The 19261-nt window shown below is 74.2% G+C and carries 12 protein-coding genes; 3 read left to right on the top strand and 9 right to left on the bottom strand.

The genetic code is table 11. From position 1 onward, the window contains the following. Positions 1–9: 9 nt before the first annotated feature. The 8 genes from GNZ18_RS14380 to tkt form a co-directional block, all read right to left on the bottom strand. Positions 10–1224 (bottom strand): L,D-transpeptidase, encoded by a 1215-nt coding sequence (locus tag GNZ18_RS14380; protein ID WP_312874515.1) that lies wholly within the window; start codon positions 1222–1224, stop codon positions 10–12. Positions 1225–1500: 276 nt separating this feature from the next. Continuing rightward, entirely contained in the window at positions 1501–2604 is a 1104-nt protein-coding gene (locus GNZ18_RS14375; protein ID WP_156216859.1) for a glucose-6-phosphate dehydrogenase assembly protein OpcA, read from the bottom strand. Positions 2605–2606: 2 nt separating this feature from the next. Further along, positions 2607–4133 (bottom strand): glucose-6-phosphate dehydrogenase, encoded by a 1527-nt coding sequence (gene zwf / locus GNZ18_RS14370; RefSeq protein WP_214619176.1) that lies wholly within the window; start codon positions 4131–4133, stop codon positions 2607–2609. Positions 4134–4434: 301 nt separating this feature from the next. Further along, positions 4435–6066, bottom strand: coding sequence for a hypothetical protein (locus GNZ18_RS14365; RefSeq protein WP_156216858.1), 1632 nt, complete (start codon positions 6064–6066; stop codon positions 4435–4437). Beyond that, positions 6063–7730: a phosphoheptose isomerase gene (locus GNZ18_RS14360; RefSeq protein ID WP_214619178.1), complete on the bottom strand. Its 1668-nt coding sequence runs from the start codon at positions 7728–7730 to the stop codon at positions 6063–6065. Before GNZ18_RS14360 ends, GNZ18_RS14365 begins: the two co-directional genes overlap by 4 nt. A gap of 86 nt (positions 7731–7816) precedes the next feature. Next, the gene (locus GNZ18_RS14355) at positions 7817–9472 is read right to left on the bottom strand and encodes a glucose-6-phosphate isomerase (protein ID WP_312874514.1); all 1656 of its coding nucleotides are present in this window, start codon (positions 9470–9472) and stop codon (positions 7817–7819) included. Beyond that, positions 9469–10584, bottom strand: coding sequence for a transaldolase (gene tal / locus GNZ18_RS14350; RefSeq protein ID WP_156216857.1), 1116 nt, complete (start codon positions 10582–10584; stop codon positions 9469–9471). The genes GNZ18_RS14355 and tal overlap by 4 nt, the downstream gene beginning before the upstream one ends. Before the next feature lie 89 nt (positions 10585–10673). Continuing rightward, on the bottom strand, positions 10674–12764 hold the full coding sequence (gene tkt / locus GNZ18_RS14345) for a transketolase (protein ID WP_156217059.1): 2091 nt from the start codon (positions 12762–12764) through the stop codon (positions 10674–10676). 722 nt (positions 12765–13486) lie between these two features. Here tkt and GNZ18_RS14340 point away from each other — a divergent pair. From GNZ18_RS14340 to GNZ18_RS14330, 3 genes are all read left to right on the top strand, one after another. Then, the gene (locus GNZ18_RS14340) at positions 13487–14482 is read left to right on the top strand and encodes a heme o synthase (protein ID WP_376766270.1); all 996 of its coding nucleotides are present in this window, start codon (positions 13487–13489) and stop codon (positions 14480–14482) included. 82 nt (positions 14483–14564) lie between these two features. After that, a complete protein-coding gene (locus GNZ18_RS14335) occupies positions 14565–15776 on the top strand; it encodes a PrsW family intramembrane metalloprotease (RefSeq protein WP_156216855.1) in 1212 nt (403 codons plus the stop codon). Between the two features lie 73 nt (positions 15777–15849). Further along, positions 15850–16851 (top strand): COX15/CtaA family protein, encoded by a 1002-nt coding sequence (locus tag GNZ18_RS14330; protein ID WP_156216854.1) that lies wholly within the window; start codon positions 15850–15852, stop codon positions 16849–16851. Between the two features lie 668 nt (positions 16852–17519). On the opposite strand, the gene polX is transcribed toward GNZ18_RS14330, so the two are convergent. Then, entirely contained in the window at positions 17520–19238 is a 1719-nt protein-coding gene (gene polX / locus GNZ18_RS14325) for a DNA polymerase/3'-5' exonuclease PolX (RefSeq protein WP_156216853.1), read from the bottom strand. Positions 19239–19261: the final 23 nt, after the last annotated feature.

Here is a 19261-nt window from a genome sequence, read left to right as displayed (position 1 = left end):
GCGGAGCCGTCAGTTCAGGGGCTTGCCGGTGACGGGGGCGCCGAGGGCGCTGCCCTGGAGCCAGGAGTCCCAGGACTTGGCCCACGGCGTTGGGCCGTTCCCGAACTGGAGCCGCCGCGTCGTCCCGGTCACCTTGATGACGTCGCCGCGGTTGGTGAACTCGTAGAACCACTTCGCGTCGCCGGGGGAGGCGTTTACGCAGCCGTGGCTGACGTTGTCGTTGCCCTGCGAGTCCGTCGACCACGGCGCCGAGTGCACGAACGTCCCGCTGTAGGTCATCCGGACGTTCCACTTGGTGGGGATCCGGTACTCGCCGGGGTCGCCGGTGGTCGCGGAGTCCATGACGATGTGCGCCGCCTTCTCCTGCGCGATCATGGTGCCGCTGTAGCTGTCGTGGCCGGGCTTGCCGAGGCTGACCTTCATCGTCCGGACGGTGGCGCCGCCGTTGGTCACGGTCGCGCGGTGCCGCTTGGCGTCGATCGTGGTGATGTGGCTCGGGCCGACGGTGAAGTTCAGCGTCCGGTCCTTCATGCCGTACATGTCGGCGCCCACCTTGAGGCCCGCGAGGTGCGCGACGACCCGCACCTTCTCGCCGGACGGCCAGTACTCGCGGGGCCGGAAGTCGACCTCCCGGTCGCTGATCCAGTACCAGGCGCCCTCCACCGGCCTGGACATCCGCACCTCAAGGGCCTTCTCGACGGTGGCCCGGTCCTGCTTGGTCGGCACCGGCTTGGACAGCAGCACCTGCACCGGCATCCCGACGCCGACGGTCTCGCCCTCCAGCGGCGACATGCCCGTCTCCAGCTTCTTCCGCGGCGTCAGCGTGGTGAAGGTGGAGGTCGCGGTGACCGGCTTGCCGTCCTTCCCGCTGCCGCGCGCCGTCACCGTGTAGGTGGTGGCCGGACGCAGGTTCGACACCGACCGCCACGAGCGCCCGTCGGGCGAGAGGGCGCCCGCCGCCTTCCCGTTCTTGCCGTAGGTGAGGGCGACGTCCGTGAGCTTGCCCTTGTCGGCCGTGACGGTGACGGGCTGCTCGGGCCTGACCTGCCTGGTCCCGGTCGCGGGCGCGATGGCGAGCCGCGCGGCGTCCGGCGCGGCGCCGCCCGCCTTCCCGCCGTCCTTGGCTGCGCCGCCGTCTCCGTCGCCGGACGAGCACCCCGCGGCGGCCACCGCCACCGCCGCGATGGTCACGACGAACGCCGATCCTGCCCGGGTCTTGAGCACCTCGGAACTCCTCATCGCTCGACACGGGTTCTTCCGTCGCCAGGGTATGCACGCTTTCGCGGAAGAGATGCGCGAGTCCGGGGACAGATCGCCGTTCGGGCGTCCGGCGGCGCCGCGCGGCACGGGGCCCATCCGTCGGCTGACGTGGGCATGTGCGCCGCGCGGCGCTCACACTGATCCGGAAGGATCGGGCTCAGAGAATCCGGCCCCCGGAGAGGCCGATCTCACACCGCGGCCGTCCGGGGGGCGGAGGTCCGAGTGCCGCGCCGGACGGTGTCACGCGTCCCCGGCGGACTTGCCCCGGGACGGCTTCTTCGCCGGGGCCTTGCGCGTCCCCGACGACTTGGAGGGGGTCTTCGACGCGGCGGGGCGTTTCGACTCGGCCGCCTCCTTGCCGGCGGCCTCGGTCTTCGCCGCGTCCGCCGTCGCCGACACCGGCTCGGTCGCGAGGCCCTCGCCGGTCGTGCCGCCCGCCAGGTCCTTGGCGAACCGGGCCGCCGCCTCCTGGTAGACCTCGTCGGGGTCGAGCCGCCGCAGCTCCTCGGCCAGCAGCTCCGACATCGGGCGCCGCATCAGCGACACCTGCCGGTCGGGCTGCTCGGGGCGGCACAGCGTCGCGACCCGCCCGTCGGGGCGGTCCACGACGATGTCGCCGCCGGTCGTGGTCAGCTTCACGCCGGTGATGCCGGGGCCCTCGGAGACCGTCCGGTCGACGGCGACGCCGAGCCGGATCGACAGCCACGCCGCCAGCAGCTCCGCGCTCGGGCTGTCGGGCTCGGCGACGACCTCGCCGGACACGATCTCGTCGTGGTCCTGGTCGAGCGCCGCCGCCAGCAGCGACCGCCACGAGGTGAGCCGCGTCCAGGTGAAGTCGGTGTCGCCCGGCCGGTAGCCGTCGGCGAGCTGCGCGAGCGTGCCCAGCCGGTCGCGGGCCGCGTAGGAGTCGGTGACGCGGCGCTGCGCGAGCTGGCCGAGCGGGTCCTTGGCGGGCACCTTGGGCACCTTGCCGCCCGGCCACCACGTCACCACCGGGGTGTCGGGCATCAGCAGCGGGACCACGACCGAGTCGGCGTGCTCGGCGAGCGGCCCGTACATGCGCAGCAGCACGGTCTCGCCGGGCCCGGTCTCGCCGATCCGGATCTCGGCGTCCAGCCGGGAGGAGCTGCCGCGCGGGTCGCGGGAGATGACGGTCAGCACCCGGCACGGGTGCTCGCGCGCCGCCTCGGTGGCCGCGCGGACCGCGTCGTACTGCGCCGACTCGTCGGTCACGATGATCAGGGTGAGCACCATGCCGACGGCGGGGCCGCCCATCAGGTGCCGCGCCTGCGTCAGCGCTTCCTGTATCCGGCGCGTGGAGGTGCCGGTGAGATCGATGTTCATCGTCAGAGTCGCCTCCAGGTACGCCCGTCGCGGGCCATCAGCTCGTCGGCGCTGTCGGGGCCGTAGCCGCCGGACTTGTACTGGTCGAGGCTGCCCCGGCTCGCCCAGTACTCCTCGATCGGGTCGAGGATCTTCCAGGACAGCTCGACCTCCTCCTGGCGCGGGAACAGCGGGGGGTCGCCGATCAGCACGTCCAGCAGGAGCCGCTCGTAGGCCTCGGGGGAGGCCTCGGTGAACGACTCGCCGTAGGCGAAGTCCATGTTGACGTCGCGGATCTCCATCGAGGTGCCGGGCACCTTCGAGCCGAACCTGACCGTGATGCCCTCGTCCGGCTGCACCCGCATGACCAGCGCGTTCTGCCCGAGCTCCTCGGTGTCGGTGTGCGAGAACGGCAGGTGCGGCGCCTGCTGGAACACCATCGCCACCTCGGTCACCCGGCGGCTGAGCCGCTTGCCGGTGCGCAGGTAGAACGGGACGCCCGCCCAGCGGCGGTTGTCGATGTCCAGCTTGACCGCCGCGTAGGTCTCGGTGCGGGAGTCGGCGGGGATGCCGTCCTCCTCCAGGTAGCCCTTGACGCTCACGCCGCCCTGCCAGCCCGCGGCGTACTGGCCGCGCGCCGTGGACTGCGCGAGGTCGCCGGGCACCCGCACCGAGGAGAGGATCTTCGCCTTCTCCGCGCGGACGGCCTCGGCGCTGAAGGACGTCGGCTCCTCCATCGCCGTCAGCGCGAGCAGCTGGAGCAGGTGGTTCTGGATGACGTCGCGGGCCGCGCCGATGCCGTCGTAGTAGCCGGCGCGCCCGCCGATGCCGATGTCCTCGGCCATCGTGATCTGCACGTGGTCGACGAACGAGCGGTTCCAGATCGGCTCGAACATCGCGTTGGCGAACCGCAGCGCGAGGATGTTCTGCACCGTCTCCTTGCCGAGGTAGTGGTCGATCCGGAAGATCGACTCCTCGGGGAACACCCGGTGGACGGTGTCGTTCAGCTCCTTGGCGCTCGCCAGGTCGTGCCCGAACGGCTTCTCGATGACGACCCGCCGCCACGAGCCGTTGTCGCGGTCGGCGAGCCCGCTGCGCTGGAGCTGCTCGACGACCTGCGGGAAGAACTTCGGCGGTATCGACAGGTAGAAGGCGTAGTTGCCGCCCGTCCCGCGGGTGCCGTCCAGCTCCTTGACCGCCATCGCGAGCGCGTCGAACGCGCCCGGGTCGCTGAACTCGCCGGGGACGAAGTGCATGCCCTCCGACAGGTGCGTCCACACGTCCTCGCGGAACGGCGTCCGCGCGTGCGCCTTCACCGCCTCGTAGGCGATCTGCCGGAAGTCCTCGTTCTCCCAGTCGCGGCGGGCGAAGCCGACGAGGGAGAACCCCGGCGGCAGCAGTCCCCGGTTCGACAGGTCGTAGATCGCCGGGAGCAGCTTCTTGCGCGCGAGGTCCCCGGTGACGCCGAACAGCACGAGCACGCACGGCCCGGCCACCTGCGGCAGGCGCTTGTCGCGCGGGTCCCGGAGCGGATTGGCTGTGGTGGTCACCTGGCGGCCCCCTCTGTCGCTACGTGGACCGTTCTTGCCCACTGTCCCGTCCTCGTATCGCGGCCCGCCCCGGGGGGACGGCCCGCCCTGTGTTCCTTGATATGGCCGTGCTCACTCATAAGACCGTGCTCGCTCATAAGACCCGGCATACCGCTCGGGCCGGTCATATCGATAAGGCCGTGCATCGTGATCTGACCACGCATCCTGTGTTGACCCGTGTCCGTGACACATGTCCGTGGCGCCGTCGCGGGAGGTCGACGGCGTCGGGCGCGAGGCGGGTGGCCTCGCCGGCGGCGCGCGCTCATGCCCCTCCTCGGGCGCGGTCGAGCAGCCGGGCGAACCCCGCCCAGCGGTTCTGCAGATGCAGCCGGACCACCGGACGGCCGTTCCCGCGCGCCGCGCGGGCGTCGCCGAGGGCCTGCGCGAGTTGCAGCATGCCCAGCCGGTGGTGCCGGTCCGGGACCGGAACGTCGCGGTCGACGCTTCCGGTCACCATCAGGTATACGCCCTTCTCCTGAAGATCATTCCCGAACGCGGGGTAACGGAAGCCCCAACTGACGGTGACGGGACGCGCGCACCGCGCGGCCAGCAGCGCCGCCAGCCGCCGGACCCGCGCGCCCTGCCCGTCCCCGGCGTCCGCGTCGAGGTAGGCGACCAGGGACAGGTGCTCGTCGGGGCCGACCCGCGCGGCCAGCGCGTCCAGCAGCGGCGCCAGCCCGCGCGCCTCGCCGAGCGCCGGGTCGGCGGTGTGGGCCTCGACGGCGCGGCCCTGCTCGCCGTCGGTGAACAGCGGCTCGCCCGTCCCGTCGTCGAGGGTCGGCGCTGCGGCGCGGGCGGGCGGCGCCGTCGGGTCCAGGCCCAGCAGGTAGGCGGCGACGGCGGCGGCGTACTCCCACACGGCGAGCTGCGCGGCCAGCGGCCCGGAGACGGTCGCGTCGTCCTGGTGCGGACGGCCGTCCAGCGTCACCAGGAACATGTCGTCGGCGGGCACCAGCGGGAGCCCGCCCTCCTGGACGACCGGCACGAGCCGCCCCTGGACGGCCTCGTTCAGCAGCACCGCGATCCAGTCGGCTAGCCCCGTCGCCTGCGTGGCGTAGCCGCCGAGCACGACCGTCCCGCGCCCGGCGCGCACGGCGCCGCCGAGGATCGCGCCGAGGATCAGCCCCGGGTTGTGCTCGGGCCGGGTGAGCGAGGGCAGGACGGTCGCGGCCTCGTCCAGCAGCGCCGAGGTGTCGGCCCCCGCGAGCGCGGCGGGCACCAGCGCGTAGGGCGACAGTGCCCCGAACGCGGTGGGCGCGGGCGCCTCGATCAGCGTGTGCCCGGCCTCGGCGGCGAACTTGGCCGGAGCCGTGCCCGGCGCCGCCACCGTGACGCACCGCCGCGTGATCTCGGTGGGGGACAGCCCGGCGTCCGCCAGCATCCCGAGCAGGACGCGGCGCAGCGCCTCGGTGCCGGGATCGTCGCCGGTGATCACGATCAGCGTCCGGGCCAGCCGGTCGGGGTCGCCGGCGGCGCGCAGCAGCGGGCCGGGGTCGGGGCCGTCCAGGACGGTCAGCGGACCGGCCTCGGCGGAGTGCCGGACGATCACATCGGCGGCCCGCGCCGGGGCGCCCCGGCCGAGCAGCACCACGTCGGTCAGCCCGCTCTCCAGGGCGTGCGCGCGCATCTCGCCGACGCGCACCAGCACCGCCCGCGCCGGGCCCGGCTGGCCGGGCCAGCACACCGCCCGGCCGTCCTCCGGCGCGCGGTCCTCCTCGTCGTGGCCCGCCGCTCCGGCGGGGGCGGGCGCCCCCCGGCGCGCGGCCTCGGCCGCGCGCCGGACGGGCCCCTGGTCGATCCACAGGCGGCCGAGCGCGCGCTCGGCCACCTCCCGGAGCATCCCCCGGGCGGTGATCGCCGTCTCCCCCGAGACGACCCTCGTGAAGCCTGTCACCTGCCGCGTCCCGCTCCCGCCACCGCGCGCACGGCCTCGGTCAGCAGCCCGGCGCCCTCCACCGGATCGCGCAGGTGCATCCGGAGGGTGGGCAGCCCGCGGGCGCGCAGCGACCGCACCTCGGCGAGGGCGCGCGCGAGCCGCAGCTTCGCCAGGCCGTAGGGACGGCCGGGGACGGGGTGCGCGGCGAGCGCGTCGCCCGGCGCGGGGTCACCGGTGATGACCAGGAACGCGCCGTTGCCCGGCCCCTCCTTGTGGATCGGTCCCGTGGCGTGCGGGTAGGCCGGCCCCGGCCCGTAGACCACCGGGCGCCCCGACGCGCGCGCGAACGACGGCGCCAGGTAGCGGCCGGAGAAGTCGCCCGACAGGTACGTCACCACCGACAGGTAGCCGTCCGCCGGGACCGCCGCCGTCAGCCCGCCGAGGACCGTCCGCAGGTCCGCGCCGGGCGGCCACGGGAAGTCGGCGTGCACCTCGATGCCGTCCTCGACGTAGACCGGCGGCTCGTCGGGCAGCGGGCCCCGGCCCGCCGCGCGCAGCAGCGTCGCGGCGTCGTCCTCCGCCTCCTGGACCGACGTGCCGCCCGGCTCGAACGGGTTGACGCCGAGCAGCCAGCCCGCCACCGCCGTCGCGTACTCCCAGAGCAGGAACTGCGCGCCGAGCGGCGCCAGCACGGAGGTGTCGGCCTCCTCCTTCCCCGGGGACGGCGGGTTCAGCGCCACGCCGTGCACGTCCGGGAACGCGCCCCTGGCCCCGGGCGGCTCCACCGCCAGCAGCCCGCCGCCCTGCTTGCCGGTGCCGACCGCGAGGAGCTGGGAGATCCACGCGCTGAGCGCGCCCTGCCCGCCGGGCTCGCGCAGCATCACCTTGTCGCGCGCGACGCCGCCGGTGCCCTGCTGCGCGCAGCCGCCGAGGATCGCGCCGAGCAGCAGGCCGGGGTTGTCGTCGTCCTTGGACAGCGAGGGCGCCAGCGCCGCCGCGTCCTCCAGCAGGCGCCGCGCGTCGGCGCCCGCGAGCACCGCCGGGACGAGCCCGTAGGCCGACAGCGCGCCGAAGTGGCCCGGCAGGTACGGGTCGGTCAGCCCGAGCCGGTACCCGCACTGGCGGGCGAAGTCGTGCAGCGGGCTGCCGTGGTCGGTGACGACCAGGAACCGGCCCGCGATCTCCCGCTCGGACAGGCCCCGCTCCCGGAACGCGCCCGCGAAGATCCGCCGGTAGGCGTCGCCCTCAAGCGACACCCCGACCTTGCTGGCCAGCACGACGAGGGTCCGGTCGAGCCGCTCCAGCGCGAACGCGAGCGGGGCGGTGTCGCTGCCGTCCAGGACGGTCAGCTCCCCGGTCGGCCGGTCGGCGCCCGCCCGCCCCTGCGCCTCCATGACCGCCTGCGCGGCGAGGCTCTCCGCGCCGACCCCGATCAGCACGATGTGGTCGAGGCCCGAGTAGCGCGCCTCGGCCACCAGCGCGTCTACCTGGCTCAGCAGCCCGCGCGAGGCGAACGGCAGGTCGAGCCAGCCGAGCCTGCCGTGGTCGGCGGCGCTGTGCCCCCACAGCCGCGGGTCCTTGGCGGCCAGCGCGCCGGGGACGCCGCCGCTCACAAGGTGCTCCCTCGCGCGCAGCGCCGTGTCCAGCACGTCGCCGCGCGTCAGTACGTCGAATCCGGCCACCGATCCCTCCCGCCCCCATCGTTCCAGGAGAGAAAGGGCATTCGCGACCATCTCCGGCGATCACTTTCGTTCGGTCAGGCGTTCGGTCAGGTGAGGGCGCCGACGAGCTGGGAGAGTCCCTCCGCGCGGTCGCGCAGATGGACCCGGACGGCGGGTCGCGGCAGCGACCGCAGCACCCGCAGGTCCCCGAACGCCTGCGCCAGTTGCAGCTCGCCCAGCGTGTACGGGCGGCCGGGGACCGGCACGTCGCCGGACACCGCCCCCGTGATCTGGAGGAACGCGCCGTTCGGCGGGCCGCCCTTGTGGTACTGGCCGGTCGCGTGCAGATGGCGCGGGCCCCAGCCGAACGTCACCGGCGCCGCCCGCTTGCGCAGCCGGCCGCCGCGCTCGGCGAGCAGCGGGCGCAGGTCCGCCGCGCGCGCGTCGCCGGAACGGTCCAGGTAGGCGAGGACGGCGAGGTAGCCGTGCTCCGGGACGGCCTCCAGGAGCGCCTCCAGGACCTCCGTGAGCGTCCGGGCGCCCTTCAGCAGCTCCTCCGGCGCGTGGACCTCCACCGCGTCCGAGACGAGCGCGGGCGGCCGGTGCACGACGGTCGGCGCCGCGCCCTCCTCCGAGCGCAGCAGCGCGGCGGTGCTGTCGAGCGACTCGCCGACGTCGGGCTCGGCGAACGGGTCGACGCCGATCACCCGGGCCGCGACCACCGCCGCGTATTCCCACAGCAGGAACTGGGCGCCGAGCGGACCCGCGACGCTGACCCCCGCCTCGCGGCCGGGGCCCGGCTCGTCCGGACGGCGGCCGAGGATGACCCGGCGCAGCTCGTCGGTCAGCTCGAAGCCGGGGGAGTCGACGCCCTCCACCACGATCGGCAGCAGGCCCTTGCCCTGCTTGCCGGTCACGCCCGCCACGAGCTGCTCCGCCCATCCGGCGAAGCCCGCGAGCCCCGAGCCGTGGTCGGCGATCACCAGCTTGTCGCGGCGCCCGAGCGCCGAGGCGCCGAGCGCCGCGCCGAACGCCAGCGCCGGGTTGTCGTAGGGCTGGCGGAGCGCGCCCGCCAGCCGGTACGCCTCGTCCAGCAGCGCGTCGACGTCCGCGCCCGCGAGCGCGGCGGGCACGAGCGCCGCGGCGCCCAGCGCGCCGAACCGGTCGCCCACGTCCGGCTCGGACGGGACGACCTCCCAGCCCGCCTCGCGCGCGGCGCCCTCCAGCGCCGACCCGGCCTCCGCGACGGCGACGAAGCGCCGCGCCGCCGCCTCGCCCTCGACGCCCGCCTCGGCGAACGCCCGCGCGAGGACGCGCCGCAGCGCGTCCGCCTCCAGGCTCTCGCCCGCCGTGACGACCAGCGTCCGCTCCAGGCCCGCGGCGAGGACCCGCGCGACCTCATGCGGGTCGGCGGTGTCCAGCACGGTCAGCTCCACGCCCGCCGTGCGGCAGATCGCCTCGGCCGCCGGCGCGGTGCCGCCCGCCCCGGCCAGCACGACCCGGTCGAGCCCGTCGTCGCGGGCCCGCGCCGCGAGCCCGGCCAGCCGGGGCACCAGCGACCGCGAGGTCTCCGGCAGCCCCAGCCAGCCCAGCCTGCGGGCGGCGAGCGGGGCCGCGTCCGGCCCCCACAGCTTCGCGTTGCGCGAGGCCAGCGCCCCCGGGACCCCGTCGTAGACGAGCCGGTCCAGCACCGTCTCGCTCTCGTCGAGGACGGGCCCGCGGATGGTGACCGAGATCCCCCCGGCGGTCACCACCGAGGTCACGCGCCGGCCCTCTTGGACTCCAGCTCGCCGGAGATGGAGCCGAGCAGCTCCGTCCAGGACGCCTCGAACTTCTCGACGCCCTCGTCCTCCAGCACCTGGACCACGTCGTCGTAGTCGACGCCGACGGCCTTCAGCGCCGCCATGTGCGCGCGGGCGTCGTCGTAGGCGCCGCGGACGGTGTCGCCGCGGACCTCGCCGTGGTCGGCCTCGGCCTCCAGCGTCGCCTCCGGCATCGTGTTGACGGTGCCGGGAGCGACCAGCTCGTCCACGTACAGCGTGTCCTTGAGGTCCGGGTCCTTCACGCCGGTCGAGGCCCACAGCGGACGCTGCGGGCGGGCCCCCGCGTCCTTGAGGGCCTTCCAGCGGTCGGTGGCGAACTTCTCCTCGTACAGCGCGTACGCGAGCCGCGCGTTGGCGAGGCCCGCCTTGGAGCGCAGGCCCTTCGCCTCGTCCGAGCCGATCTTGTCGAGCCGCTTGTCGATCTCGGTGTCGACCCGGCTGACGAAGAACGAGGCGACCGAGGCGATCTTCGACAGGTCGTGGCCGTTCGCGCGCGCCTGCTCCAGGCCCGCGAAGAACGCGTCGACGACCTCGCCGTAGCGCTCCAGCGAGAAGATCAGCGTCACGTTCACGCTGATGCCCTCGGCGAGCGTCGCGGTGATCGCCGGCAGCCCCGCCGGGGTCGCCGGGATCTTGATGAACAGGTTCGGCCGGTCCACCAGCCACCACAGCGCGCGCGCCTCGGCGACCGTCCGCTCGGTCTCGCGGGCCAGCCGCGGGTCGACCTCGATCGACACGCGGCCGTCCAGGCCGTCCGTCCGGTCGTAGACGGGGCGCAGCACGTCGCAGCCCCAGCGGATGTCGTAGGTGGTGATCGCGCGGGACGCCTCCTCCACGTCCACGCCCCGCAGCGCGAGGTCGCGGACCTGGTCGTCGTAGGCGGTGCCCTTGCTCAGCGCCTTGGCGAAGATCGTCGGGTTGGACGTGACGCCGACGACGTTGCTGTCCTTGACCAGGGCCGCGAGGCCGCCCGTCCGCAGCCGTTCCCGGCTGATGTCGTCGAGCCAGATCGACACGCCCTCGTCCGAGAGCCGCTTCAGGTTGTCGCTCATCGCTTTCTCCTCGTCATCGAGTTCGCGGGGGGCGGCCCCGGGGCCCGCCGAGACGGGCCCCGTGAGCCGGTGGTTCGATTGTCGGGGGTTCAGTTGCCGGTGGTCTCGCCGCGGCCGGCGTCCTTGACACCGGCCTTGATCAGGCTGGCCTTCGCCGCCGCGACGACCCGCTCGGCGGTGATCCCGAACTGGAGGTACAGCGTCTTGTAGTCGGCGGACGCGCCGAAGTGCTCCAGGCTCACCGACTCGCCGGCGTCGCCGACGTAGCCGCGCCAGCCGAGCGCGATCCCGGCCTCCACCGACACGCGGGCGCGCACGCCGGGCGGCAGCACCTCCTGCCGGTAGGCGTCGGTCTGCTCCTCGAACCACTCCACGCACGGCATCGAGACGACCCGCGTCGGGGTGCCCTCCGCCTGGAGCGCCTCGCGCGCCTCCAGAGCCAACTGCACCTCGCTGCCGGTCGCGATGATGATCACCTCGGGCCGGCCGCCCTCGGCGTCCACCAGCACGTAGCCGCCCCGGGCGACGCCGTCCGCGGACGCGATCGCGCCGCCGCGCTCCAGCGTCGGCAGCTTCTGCCGGGTCAGCGCCAGGCCCGCCGGGCGGTCGCCGTGCTCCAGGACGGTCCGCCACGCGACCGCGGTCTCGTTCGCGTCCGCCGGGCGCACCACGTCCAGGCCGGGGATCGCGCGCAGCGCCCACAGGTGCTCGACCGGCTGGTGGGTCGGGCCGTCCTCGCCGAGGCCGATCGAGTCGTGCGTCCACACGTAGGTGACCGGCAGCTTCATCAGCGCGGCGAGCCGCACCGCCGGGCGCATGTAGTCGCTGAAGATCAGGAACGTGCCGCCGTAGGGGCGGGTGCCGCCGTGCAGCGCGATCCCGTTGCAGATCGCGCCCATCGCGTGCTCGCGGACGCCGAAGTGCAGCGTGCGGCCGTACCGGTCGCCCGGGAACTCCTTGGTCTGGAACTCCTCGGGGATGAAGGACGGCTCGCCCTTCATCGTCGTGTTGTTGCTCTCGGCCAGGTCGGCCGAGCCGCCCCACAGCTCCGGCAGCACCGGCGCCAGCGCGGTCAGCACCTCGCCGGACGCGGCGCGGGTCGCCAGCGCCTTGCCCGCCTCGAAGCCGGGCAGCGCCGCCTCCCAGCCCGCCGGGAGGGTGCGGGTCGAGATCCGGTCGAACTCGGCGGCGCGGGCGGCGTTCGCCTCGCGCCAGGCCGCGAACGCCTTGTTCCACTCGCCGTGCTCGGCGCGGCCCCGCGCGGCCACCCCGCGGGCGTGGTCGAGGACGTCCTCGGGGACCTGGAAGGTCTTCGCCGGGTCCATGCCGAGGATCCGCTTGGTCGCGGCGACCTCCTCGGCGCCCAGCGCGGACCCGTGGATCTTGCCGGTGTTCTTCTTGTTCGGCGCGGGCCAGCCGATGATCGTGCGCAGCGCGATGAACGAGGGGCGGGCCGTCTCGGCCCGCGCGGCGGCGAACGCCTCGGCGAGCCGGCCGACGTTCTCCTCGTAGTCGCCGTTCTCGGTCCAGTCGACGGTGTGCACGTCCCAGCCGTAGGCCGCGTACCGGGCCCGGACGTCCTCCGACAGCGCGATCGCCGTGTCGTCCTCGATCGAGATGTGGTTGTCGTCGTACAGCAGCACCAGGTTGCCGAGCCGCTGGTGGCCCGCGAGCGCGCTCGCCTCGTGGCTGATGCCCTCCTCGATGTCGCCGTCGGACGCGAACGCCCAGACGGTGTGGTCGAAGGGGGACTCGCCGCGCGGCGCGTCCGGGTCGAACAGGCCGCGCTCGCGGCGCGCCGCCATCGCCATGCCCACGGCGTTGGCGATGCCTTGGCCGAGCGGCCCCGTGGTCGTCTCGACGCCCGCGGTGTGCCCGAACTCGGGGTGGCCGGGGGTGAGGCTGCCCCACTTGCGCAGCGACTTCAGGTCGTCCAGCGTCAGCGGGTAGCCCGACAGGTAGAGCTGGATGTACAGGGTCAGGCTGGAATGCCCGCACGACAGCACGAACCGGTCCCGGCCGGGCCAGTGCGGATCCGTCGGGTCGTGCCGGAGGAACCGCTGGAAGAGAAGGTAGGCGGCCGGCGCGAGGCTCATCGCGGTGCCGGGGTGACCCGAGCCCGCCTCCTCGACCGCGTCCATGGCGAGGGCGCGGATCACGTCCACCGCCCGCCGGTCCATGTCGGACCATTCAAACGTGCTGTTGTCCCCACTCACGGAACGCCAGGCTCCTCTCGCACTGCTGCTATTAACTGCCTGTATGAAACTGCTCGTGCGACGCCGGTCGCACGAACCCGTCGTATGGACTGCCCGCGTTCGGCAGTGCTTGTCGCCGGTGCACCGGTGACGTGCCCCCAGGGACGGGGGAGACGCCTCGCGGCGGGTCCCACTGGCATAACGTCCGGCGGCGCCGTGCGTCTTCCGTGCGGGCCCCCCTCACGACCGCCGTCCGCGTGACCGGCGAAGATCACTCCGTGCCCGTCGCGAGCCTATCGCGCGGCCGGGCCGCCGCAGGCTGGAGCGGGGACGCGGCGCTTCCCCGACACCTCGCCCGGTTCGCGGAGAGGCCCTCCTCGGCCCGCCGCGTCCCGGCACCCGGTCCCCAGCCCCCTGCCCGATCGGGTTCGCGACTAACCCCGCGCGCCGGTGAACGCGCGCCGACCCCCGCGCGGCCTCCCGGTATGCGGCGGGACCGGCCGGCCGGCGCCTCCGGCGGGCCCGCCGGGCGACCCGGTGAGCGACCCGCGGAGGGGGCGGACTACAGTGATTGCGCGGCTGACGGCAGCGGCCGCGGTATCTTCACCAAGCCGAAGTCGCGGCCACGCCGAGGCGGGCCCGGATCGCGGGGGGCCGGCGCGGACGGCACGCGACTTCCCCATCCCTAGTTGGACGTGGACCCGATTGTGACGGTGCTCAGCAACAAGCGCGGGGTCGAGCTCGACGAGCAGGTGCCGGGGGCGCCCGCGGCCCCCCTCGAAGCGGCGGCCGAGGCCGGCGCGGCGCCCGCCGAGCGGTCGCTCGGCGCGAGCGTGCGCGCCTACGTCGCGCTCACCAAGCCGCGCGTGATCGAGCTGCTCCTGATCACCACGATCCCGGTGATGTTCCTCGCCGAGGGCGGCGCCCCGCCGCTGCCGGTCGTCCTGCTGACGCTCGCCTTCGGGACGATGTCGGCCGGCGCCGCCAACGCGATCAACTGCTACATCGACCGCGACATCGACGCCAAGATGCGCCGCACCCGGCGCCGCCCGCTGGCCCGCCACCAGGTCACCCCCGCCCGCGCGCTGATCTTCGGGATCACGCTCGCGGCGCTGTCCACCGCCGGGTTCCTGGTCGCCGTCAACCCGCTGGCCGCGGCGGGGTCGCTGTTCGCGATCCTGTTCTACGTCTTCGTGTACTCGCTGCTGCTGAAGCGCCGCACCTCGCAGAACGTGGTGTGGGGCGGCATCGCGGGCTGCATGCCCGTCCTCATCGGCTGGGCCGCGATCACCGGCGAACTCGCCTGGACGCCGCTCGTGCTGTTCGGCGTCGTGTTCCTGTGGACGCCGCCGCACACCTGGACGCTGGCCATGCGCTACCGCGAGGACTACGCGGTCGCCAAGGTCCCGATGCTGCCGGTCGTCGCCACCGAGCGCCGCGTCGTCACCGAGAGCCTCGTCTACACCTACGCCACCGTCGCGTGCTCGCTGCTGCTGTGGCCGGTGGCCGGGATGGGCCCGGTGTACGGCGCCGTCGCGGTCGTCCTCGGGCTGGTGTTCCTCGCCGAGGGGCACCGGCTGCTGCGGGCCGTCCGCGCCGGGGTGACCGGCGTCCACCTGCGGCCGATGCGCTTCTTCCACCTCTCCAACGTGTACCTGGCGCTGCTGTTCACCGCGGTCGCCGTCGACCCGCTGCTGCACTGACCCCGCGTCCGGGCGGCGCCCGATCACCGCGGGTGACGGGTCGGCCGTACCGCTCCGGCGGGCCTGCCGTTACGCTCACGTCATGGCGCGAGTCGATCCCAAGGCGGTGCTCGAAGGGCGGATCCCGGGCAGGCCCCCGGTCGCACTGATCGCGGGGCTGACCGTCTCGGGGCTGTGCGCCGTCGTCGCGCTCGCCATCGACGCCCTCTACGGCGGCGCCGGGTTCTGGGTCGGGGTGCTGCTCGCGATCATCCCGATCCCGCTGCTGGTCGCGCTCGCGCTCATGCTGGACCGGCTGGAGCCCGAGCCGCCGCGCGCCCTGGTCTTCTCGTTCATGTGGGGCGCGGGCGTCGCCGTCCTCGGCGCGCTGATCCTCAACACGCTCGGGCTGCTGTACGTCACCGTCCCGATCTTCGGGGAGCAGAAGGGGCACTTCGTCAGCGCCACGTTCGGCGCCCCGCTCATCGAGGAGTCGCTGAAGGGCGCCGCCCTGTTCGGCATGCTGTGGTTCCGCCGCAACGAGATCGACGGCTTCGCGGACGGGCTGATCTACGCCGCCATGGTCGGCCTCGGCTTCGCGATGATGGAGAACATCACCTACTACATGCGCGCCTACGACGACGGCGGCGCGCAGCAGCTCCAGGCGGTGTTCGTGCTGCGCGGCCTGGTCGCGCCGCTCAGCCACCCCCTGTTCACCTCGATGACCGGCCTCGGCGTCGCCTACGCCGCCACCCACCGCAGGGGGCAGATCCTCGCGCCGGTCGCCGGGCTGCTCGGCGCGATGCTGCTGCACGGGCTGTGGAACGGCGCCACCACGTTCGGGCTCGGCGGCCTCGGCATCGTCTACGTGCTGGACTTCTGCGTGCTGGTCGCGCTGATCGTCATCGTCGCCGTCGAGCGGCGCCACACCGTCCGGCGCATCGAGACCTACCTGCCCATGTACGCCGGGACCGGGCTGGTCACACCCCAGGACGTGCGGATGCTGCGCTCCATCCCGTCCCGCCGGGCCGCCCGGCGGTGGGCGCGCGGTGTCGGCGGCGCGCCCGCCGGACGCGCGATGACCGACTACCAGCTCGCCGCCACGGAGCTGGCGCTGCTGCACAAGCGCGCCGACCGGGGTGTGGCCGAGCCGCACTGGTTCGAGGCCCGCCGCGACGCGCTGCTCGGCCTGATGGCGCTGGCCCGGCAGGCGTTCCTGCGTACCCCGCCGCGGCACCGGGCGGGCCCGCCGTGGGCGCCGCAGGGGCCGTCGGGGTTCCTCGTGCCCGGACGTCCCGGCCCCTACGGCGGGTGAGCGCCGGGGTCACCGGAAACGGGCCGCCGGGTAACCGGGGGGCGGGTCAAGGCCCCGGGGACCCGCCCATACGATGGTTGCCGTGGCCGACCGATCCCCGAACCCTCTGACCCGCATGCGCGACGCCGTCTGGCATCCCACCCCCGGGTCGCTGCGGTTCCTGGCGCTGCTCGGCGTGATCGGCAACGCGCTGATCGTCGCGACCGGCGGCGCCGTCCGGGTCACCAAGTCCGGGCTCGGCTGCCCCGAGTGGCCCCGCTGCACCGGCGATAGCCTCGTGCCGACCCACAGCGCCGAGCACCCCGCGCTGAACATGTCGATCGAGTTCGGCAACCGGCTGCTCACGTTCGTGGTGCTGGGCGTGGGCGTGCTGGTCTTCGTCGCGGCGGTGCGGCTGCGGCCCCGCCGCGGGTCCCTCGTGCGCTGGGCGCTGGCACAGCCGATGAGCGTCGTCGCGCAGGCGGTGATCGGCGGCATCGTCGTCCTCACCGACCTGCACCCCGCCTCGGTGGCCCTGCACTTCCTCGTCTCACCCGCCCTGCTGGTCTTCTGCGTGATCCTCTGGATCCGCGCCGGCGAGGGCGACGCGCCGCCCCGCGCGCTGGCCGCCCCCCGCGTCCGCCGCCTCGCCGCCGCGCTCGTGGCCGCCTGCGGCGTGGTGCTCGTCGCGGGCACCGTCGTCACCGGCACCGGCCCGCACGCGGGCGACGCCGACTCCCGCCGCTGGGGCTTCAACATCGAGGACGTCACGCGCGTGCACAGCGGCCTCGCCTGGGTCACGGTCGCGCTGACGATCCTCGCCGCCGTGGTGCTGCACCGCACCGACGCCCCGCCGGCGGCCCGGCGCCGCGTCCACGAGCTGATCGCCCTGGAGCTGGCGCAGGGCGCGCTCGGCTACGTCCAGTACTTCATGGGCGTCCCGGGACCGCTGGTCGTCCTGCACATGCTCGGCGCCGTCCTGCTGTGGATCGCCGCCTGGCGCCTGGCCCTCGCCCTCCGCGACCGGGGCCCCGTCCCGTCCGCCACGGCCCCGGCCCCCGAGCCGACGACGACCGAGGCCCCCCAACCCGCCTGACCCGCCCGCCGGGGCGAGGGGGTACCGAGCCCCCCGCTCCCGCCGAGGCCGCCAACCCGAGGCGCCCGCCCCCGCCAACCAGGAAGCCCCCGGACGACCAAGAGGGCCCCGGCGGCCAGAAAGCCGCCGCCCGGGTAGCGCTATCGCCGACCGCTCGGGGGCCTTCGGGCCGAGCTGCTTCTGCTTGGTTCGGCCCAGAAGATGCCCCGTTCCCGGAGGCCCGTAGCCGTGCGCTGAACCTCGCCGCTTGCCTGTAACTCTTCGCGCCGGGCTGCTTCTGGGGGCGGCTCAGAGGGTGCGCCCGTCTCCCGGAGGGTCCGGAGCCGTGCAGTGAGCCTTGCCGCTCGCCTGGGGGTCTTCGCGCCGGGCCGCTTCTGGGGGGTTCGGCTCAGAGGCGCCTGTTCTCGGAGGGCCCGTAGGCGTGCGGTGAGGCTCGCCGCTTGCCGGAGCCCGAGGGGGCGCCGTGCGGTGAGTCCCGCGAGTGCGTCATGTCTCCCGGATGCGGACGCGCAGGTCCGGTGGCTCGACCGGACCAGGTCTTGGGCCGGGCCTTCGAGACGCCCCAGACCTCCCGAGGACGCAGTGGGGGCGGGGCAAGTCTTGGGCGAGCTATGCCCTACAGGGGCCTCCGGGGTTCTGCGGGTTCGGGCGGCGGGGAGTGGTCGAGTTCAGGTCTTCTTGAGGAAGGCGCGGAGGCGGGGGAGGGGCCAGGTGTTGATGACGTCGTCGGGGGTCAGCCAGCCGCGCTGGGCGGTGCCGACGCCGTAGCGGATGTTGCGGTGGTGGCCGAGGGAGTGGGCGTCGGTGTCGATGGAGAAGCGGCAGCCGAAGCGCTTGGCGCGGCGGATCAGGTCGGCGGGCAGGTCGAGGCGGTCGGGGAAGGAGTCGATCTCCAGGGCGGTGCCGGTGCGGGCGGCGGCGCGGAAGACCTCGTCCCAGTCGGCGTCGACCGGGGGGCGGCGGCCGATGCTGCGGGCCGTGGGGTGGCCGATGACATGGACGTGCGGGTTCTCGCACGCGCGGACGAGGCGCCGCGTCATGGCGGCCTGGTCCTGGGTGAAGTGGGAGTGGACGGAGGCCACGCACACGTCGAAGCCGGACAGGAAGTCGGCGTCCCAGTCGACGCCGCCGTCGGGGTCGATGTTGAGTTCGGTGCCGTGCAGGAGCACGAGGCCCGGGTACTCCTTCTGGAGTTCGGCGATCCGCTCCCGCTGCGCCAGCGTCTTCTCGTCGGTCATGCGCTGCATGACCAGGTCGGGCGCGTGGTCGGTGATCGCGTAGTACTCCAGGCCGCGGGACGCGGCGGCGGCGGCCATGGCCTCCAGGGACGCGGTGCCGTCGGTCAGGTCGGTGTGGCTGTGCAGGTCGCCGCGCAGGTCGGCCTCGGTGACCAGGTCGGGCAGCGTGCCGTCGAGGGCGGCCTCGATCTCGCCGGTGTCCTCGCGGAGGGTCGGGTGGATCCAGGGCAGGCCGAGGCGGTCGTAGACCTCCTCCTCGGTCGCGGAGACGATCGGCTCGTCCGAGCCGGCGTGGAACAGGCCGTACTCGGAGAGCTTGAGCCCGGCCCGCACCGCGATCTCGCGAGTGCGGATGTTGTGCGCCTGCGAGCCGGTGAAGTACTGCATCGCGGCGCCCCACGACTCGGGCGGGACGACCCGCAGGTCGACCTGGAGGCCGGTGGCGGTGCGGATCGAGGTCTTCTTGTCGCCGCCCGCGACGACCTCGGCGACGACGGGCAGCGCGGTGAACACCTCCATGATCGGATGCGGGTCGCGGGAGGCGGCGAGGACGTCGACGTCCCCGATCGTCTCGCGCATGCGGCGCAGCGACCCGGCGTGCGCGCAGCGCTCCACCTGGGGGAGCGCCGACAGCGCCGCGACGATCTCGTCGGCGACGCTCGCGGCCGCGTCGACCAGGACGCGCCCGCCCGAGGCGCGCATCAGCTCGATGCCGCGCAGGATGTTCTCCTCGGTCTTGGCGCCGAAGCCCTTCAGGCCGCTGAGCCTGCCCTCCTCGATCGCGGTGGCCAGCTCGTCGACCGAGGAGACGCCGAGCTCCTCGTAGACGGTCAGGGCCTTCTTCGGGCCGAGGGTGGGGATCGCGGTGAGGGCGCGGACGCCCGCGGGGATCCGCAGGCGCAGCTCCTCGACCTGCCGGATCGTGCCCGTGGCGTTGTAGTCGGCGACCTTCTTGGCGATCGCCGAGCCGACCGACGGGATCGCGCGGAGCCCGGCGAGGTCGAGCTCGGCGATGTCGCCGGGGTGCCCGGCGATCGCGCGGGCCGCCTTCTCGTACGCCCTGATCTTGAACGCGTCGCCGCCCGTGATCGAGAGCAGGTCCGCCAGTTCCTGGATGAGGGCCGCAGCCTCGTCGTTCGCCCGTGCCATACGGCCGAGTCTACGAGCCGGGT

This window comes from Actinomadura litoris (assembly GCF_009733595.1).
Taxonomy (GTDB): Bacteria; Actinomycetota; Actinomycetes; order Streptosporangiales; family Streptosporangiaceae; genus Spirillospora; species Spirillospora litoris.
Note: the sequence above shows the minus strand (reverse complement) of the source record. Positions and strands in the feature narration are given on the sequence as shown.

Excerpts from the sequence above, each read along its gene's own strand:
- GNZ18_RS14330 (WP_156216854.1), top strand. The coding sequence starts at position 15,850 with ATGGTTGCCGTGGCCGACCGATCCCCGAACCCTCTGACCCGCATGCGC.
- GNZ18_RS14335 (WP_156216855.1), top strand. The coding sequence starts at position 14,565 with ATGGCGCGAGTCGATCCCAAGGCGGTGCTCGAAGGGCGGATCCCGGGC.
- tal (WP_156216857.1), bottom strand. The coding sequence starts at position 10,584 with ATGAGCGACAACCTGAAGCGGCTCTCGGACGAGGGCGTGTCGATCTGG.
- GNZ18_RS14375 (WP_156216859.1), bottom strand. The coding sequence starts at position 2,604 with ATGAACATCGATCTCACCGGCACCTCCACGCGCCGGATACAGGAAGCG.
- tkt (WP_156217059.1), bottom strand. The coding sequence starts at position 12,764 with ATGGACCGGCGGGCGGTGGACGTGATCCGCGCCCTCGCCATGGACGCG.
- polX (WP_156216853.1), bottom strand. The coding sequence starts at position 19,238 with ATGGCACGGGCGAACGACGAGGCTGCGGCCCTCATCCAGGAACTGGCG.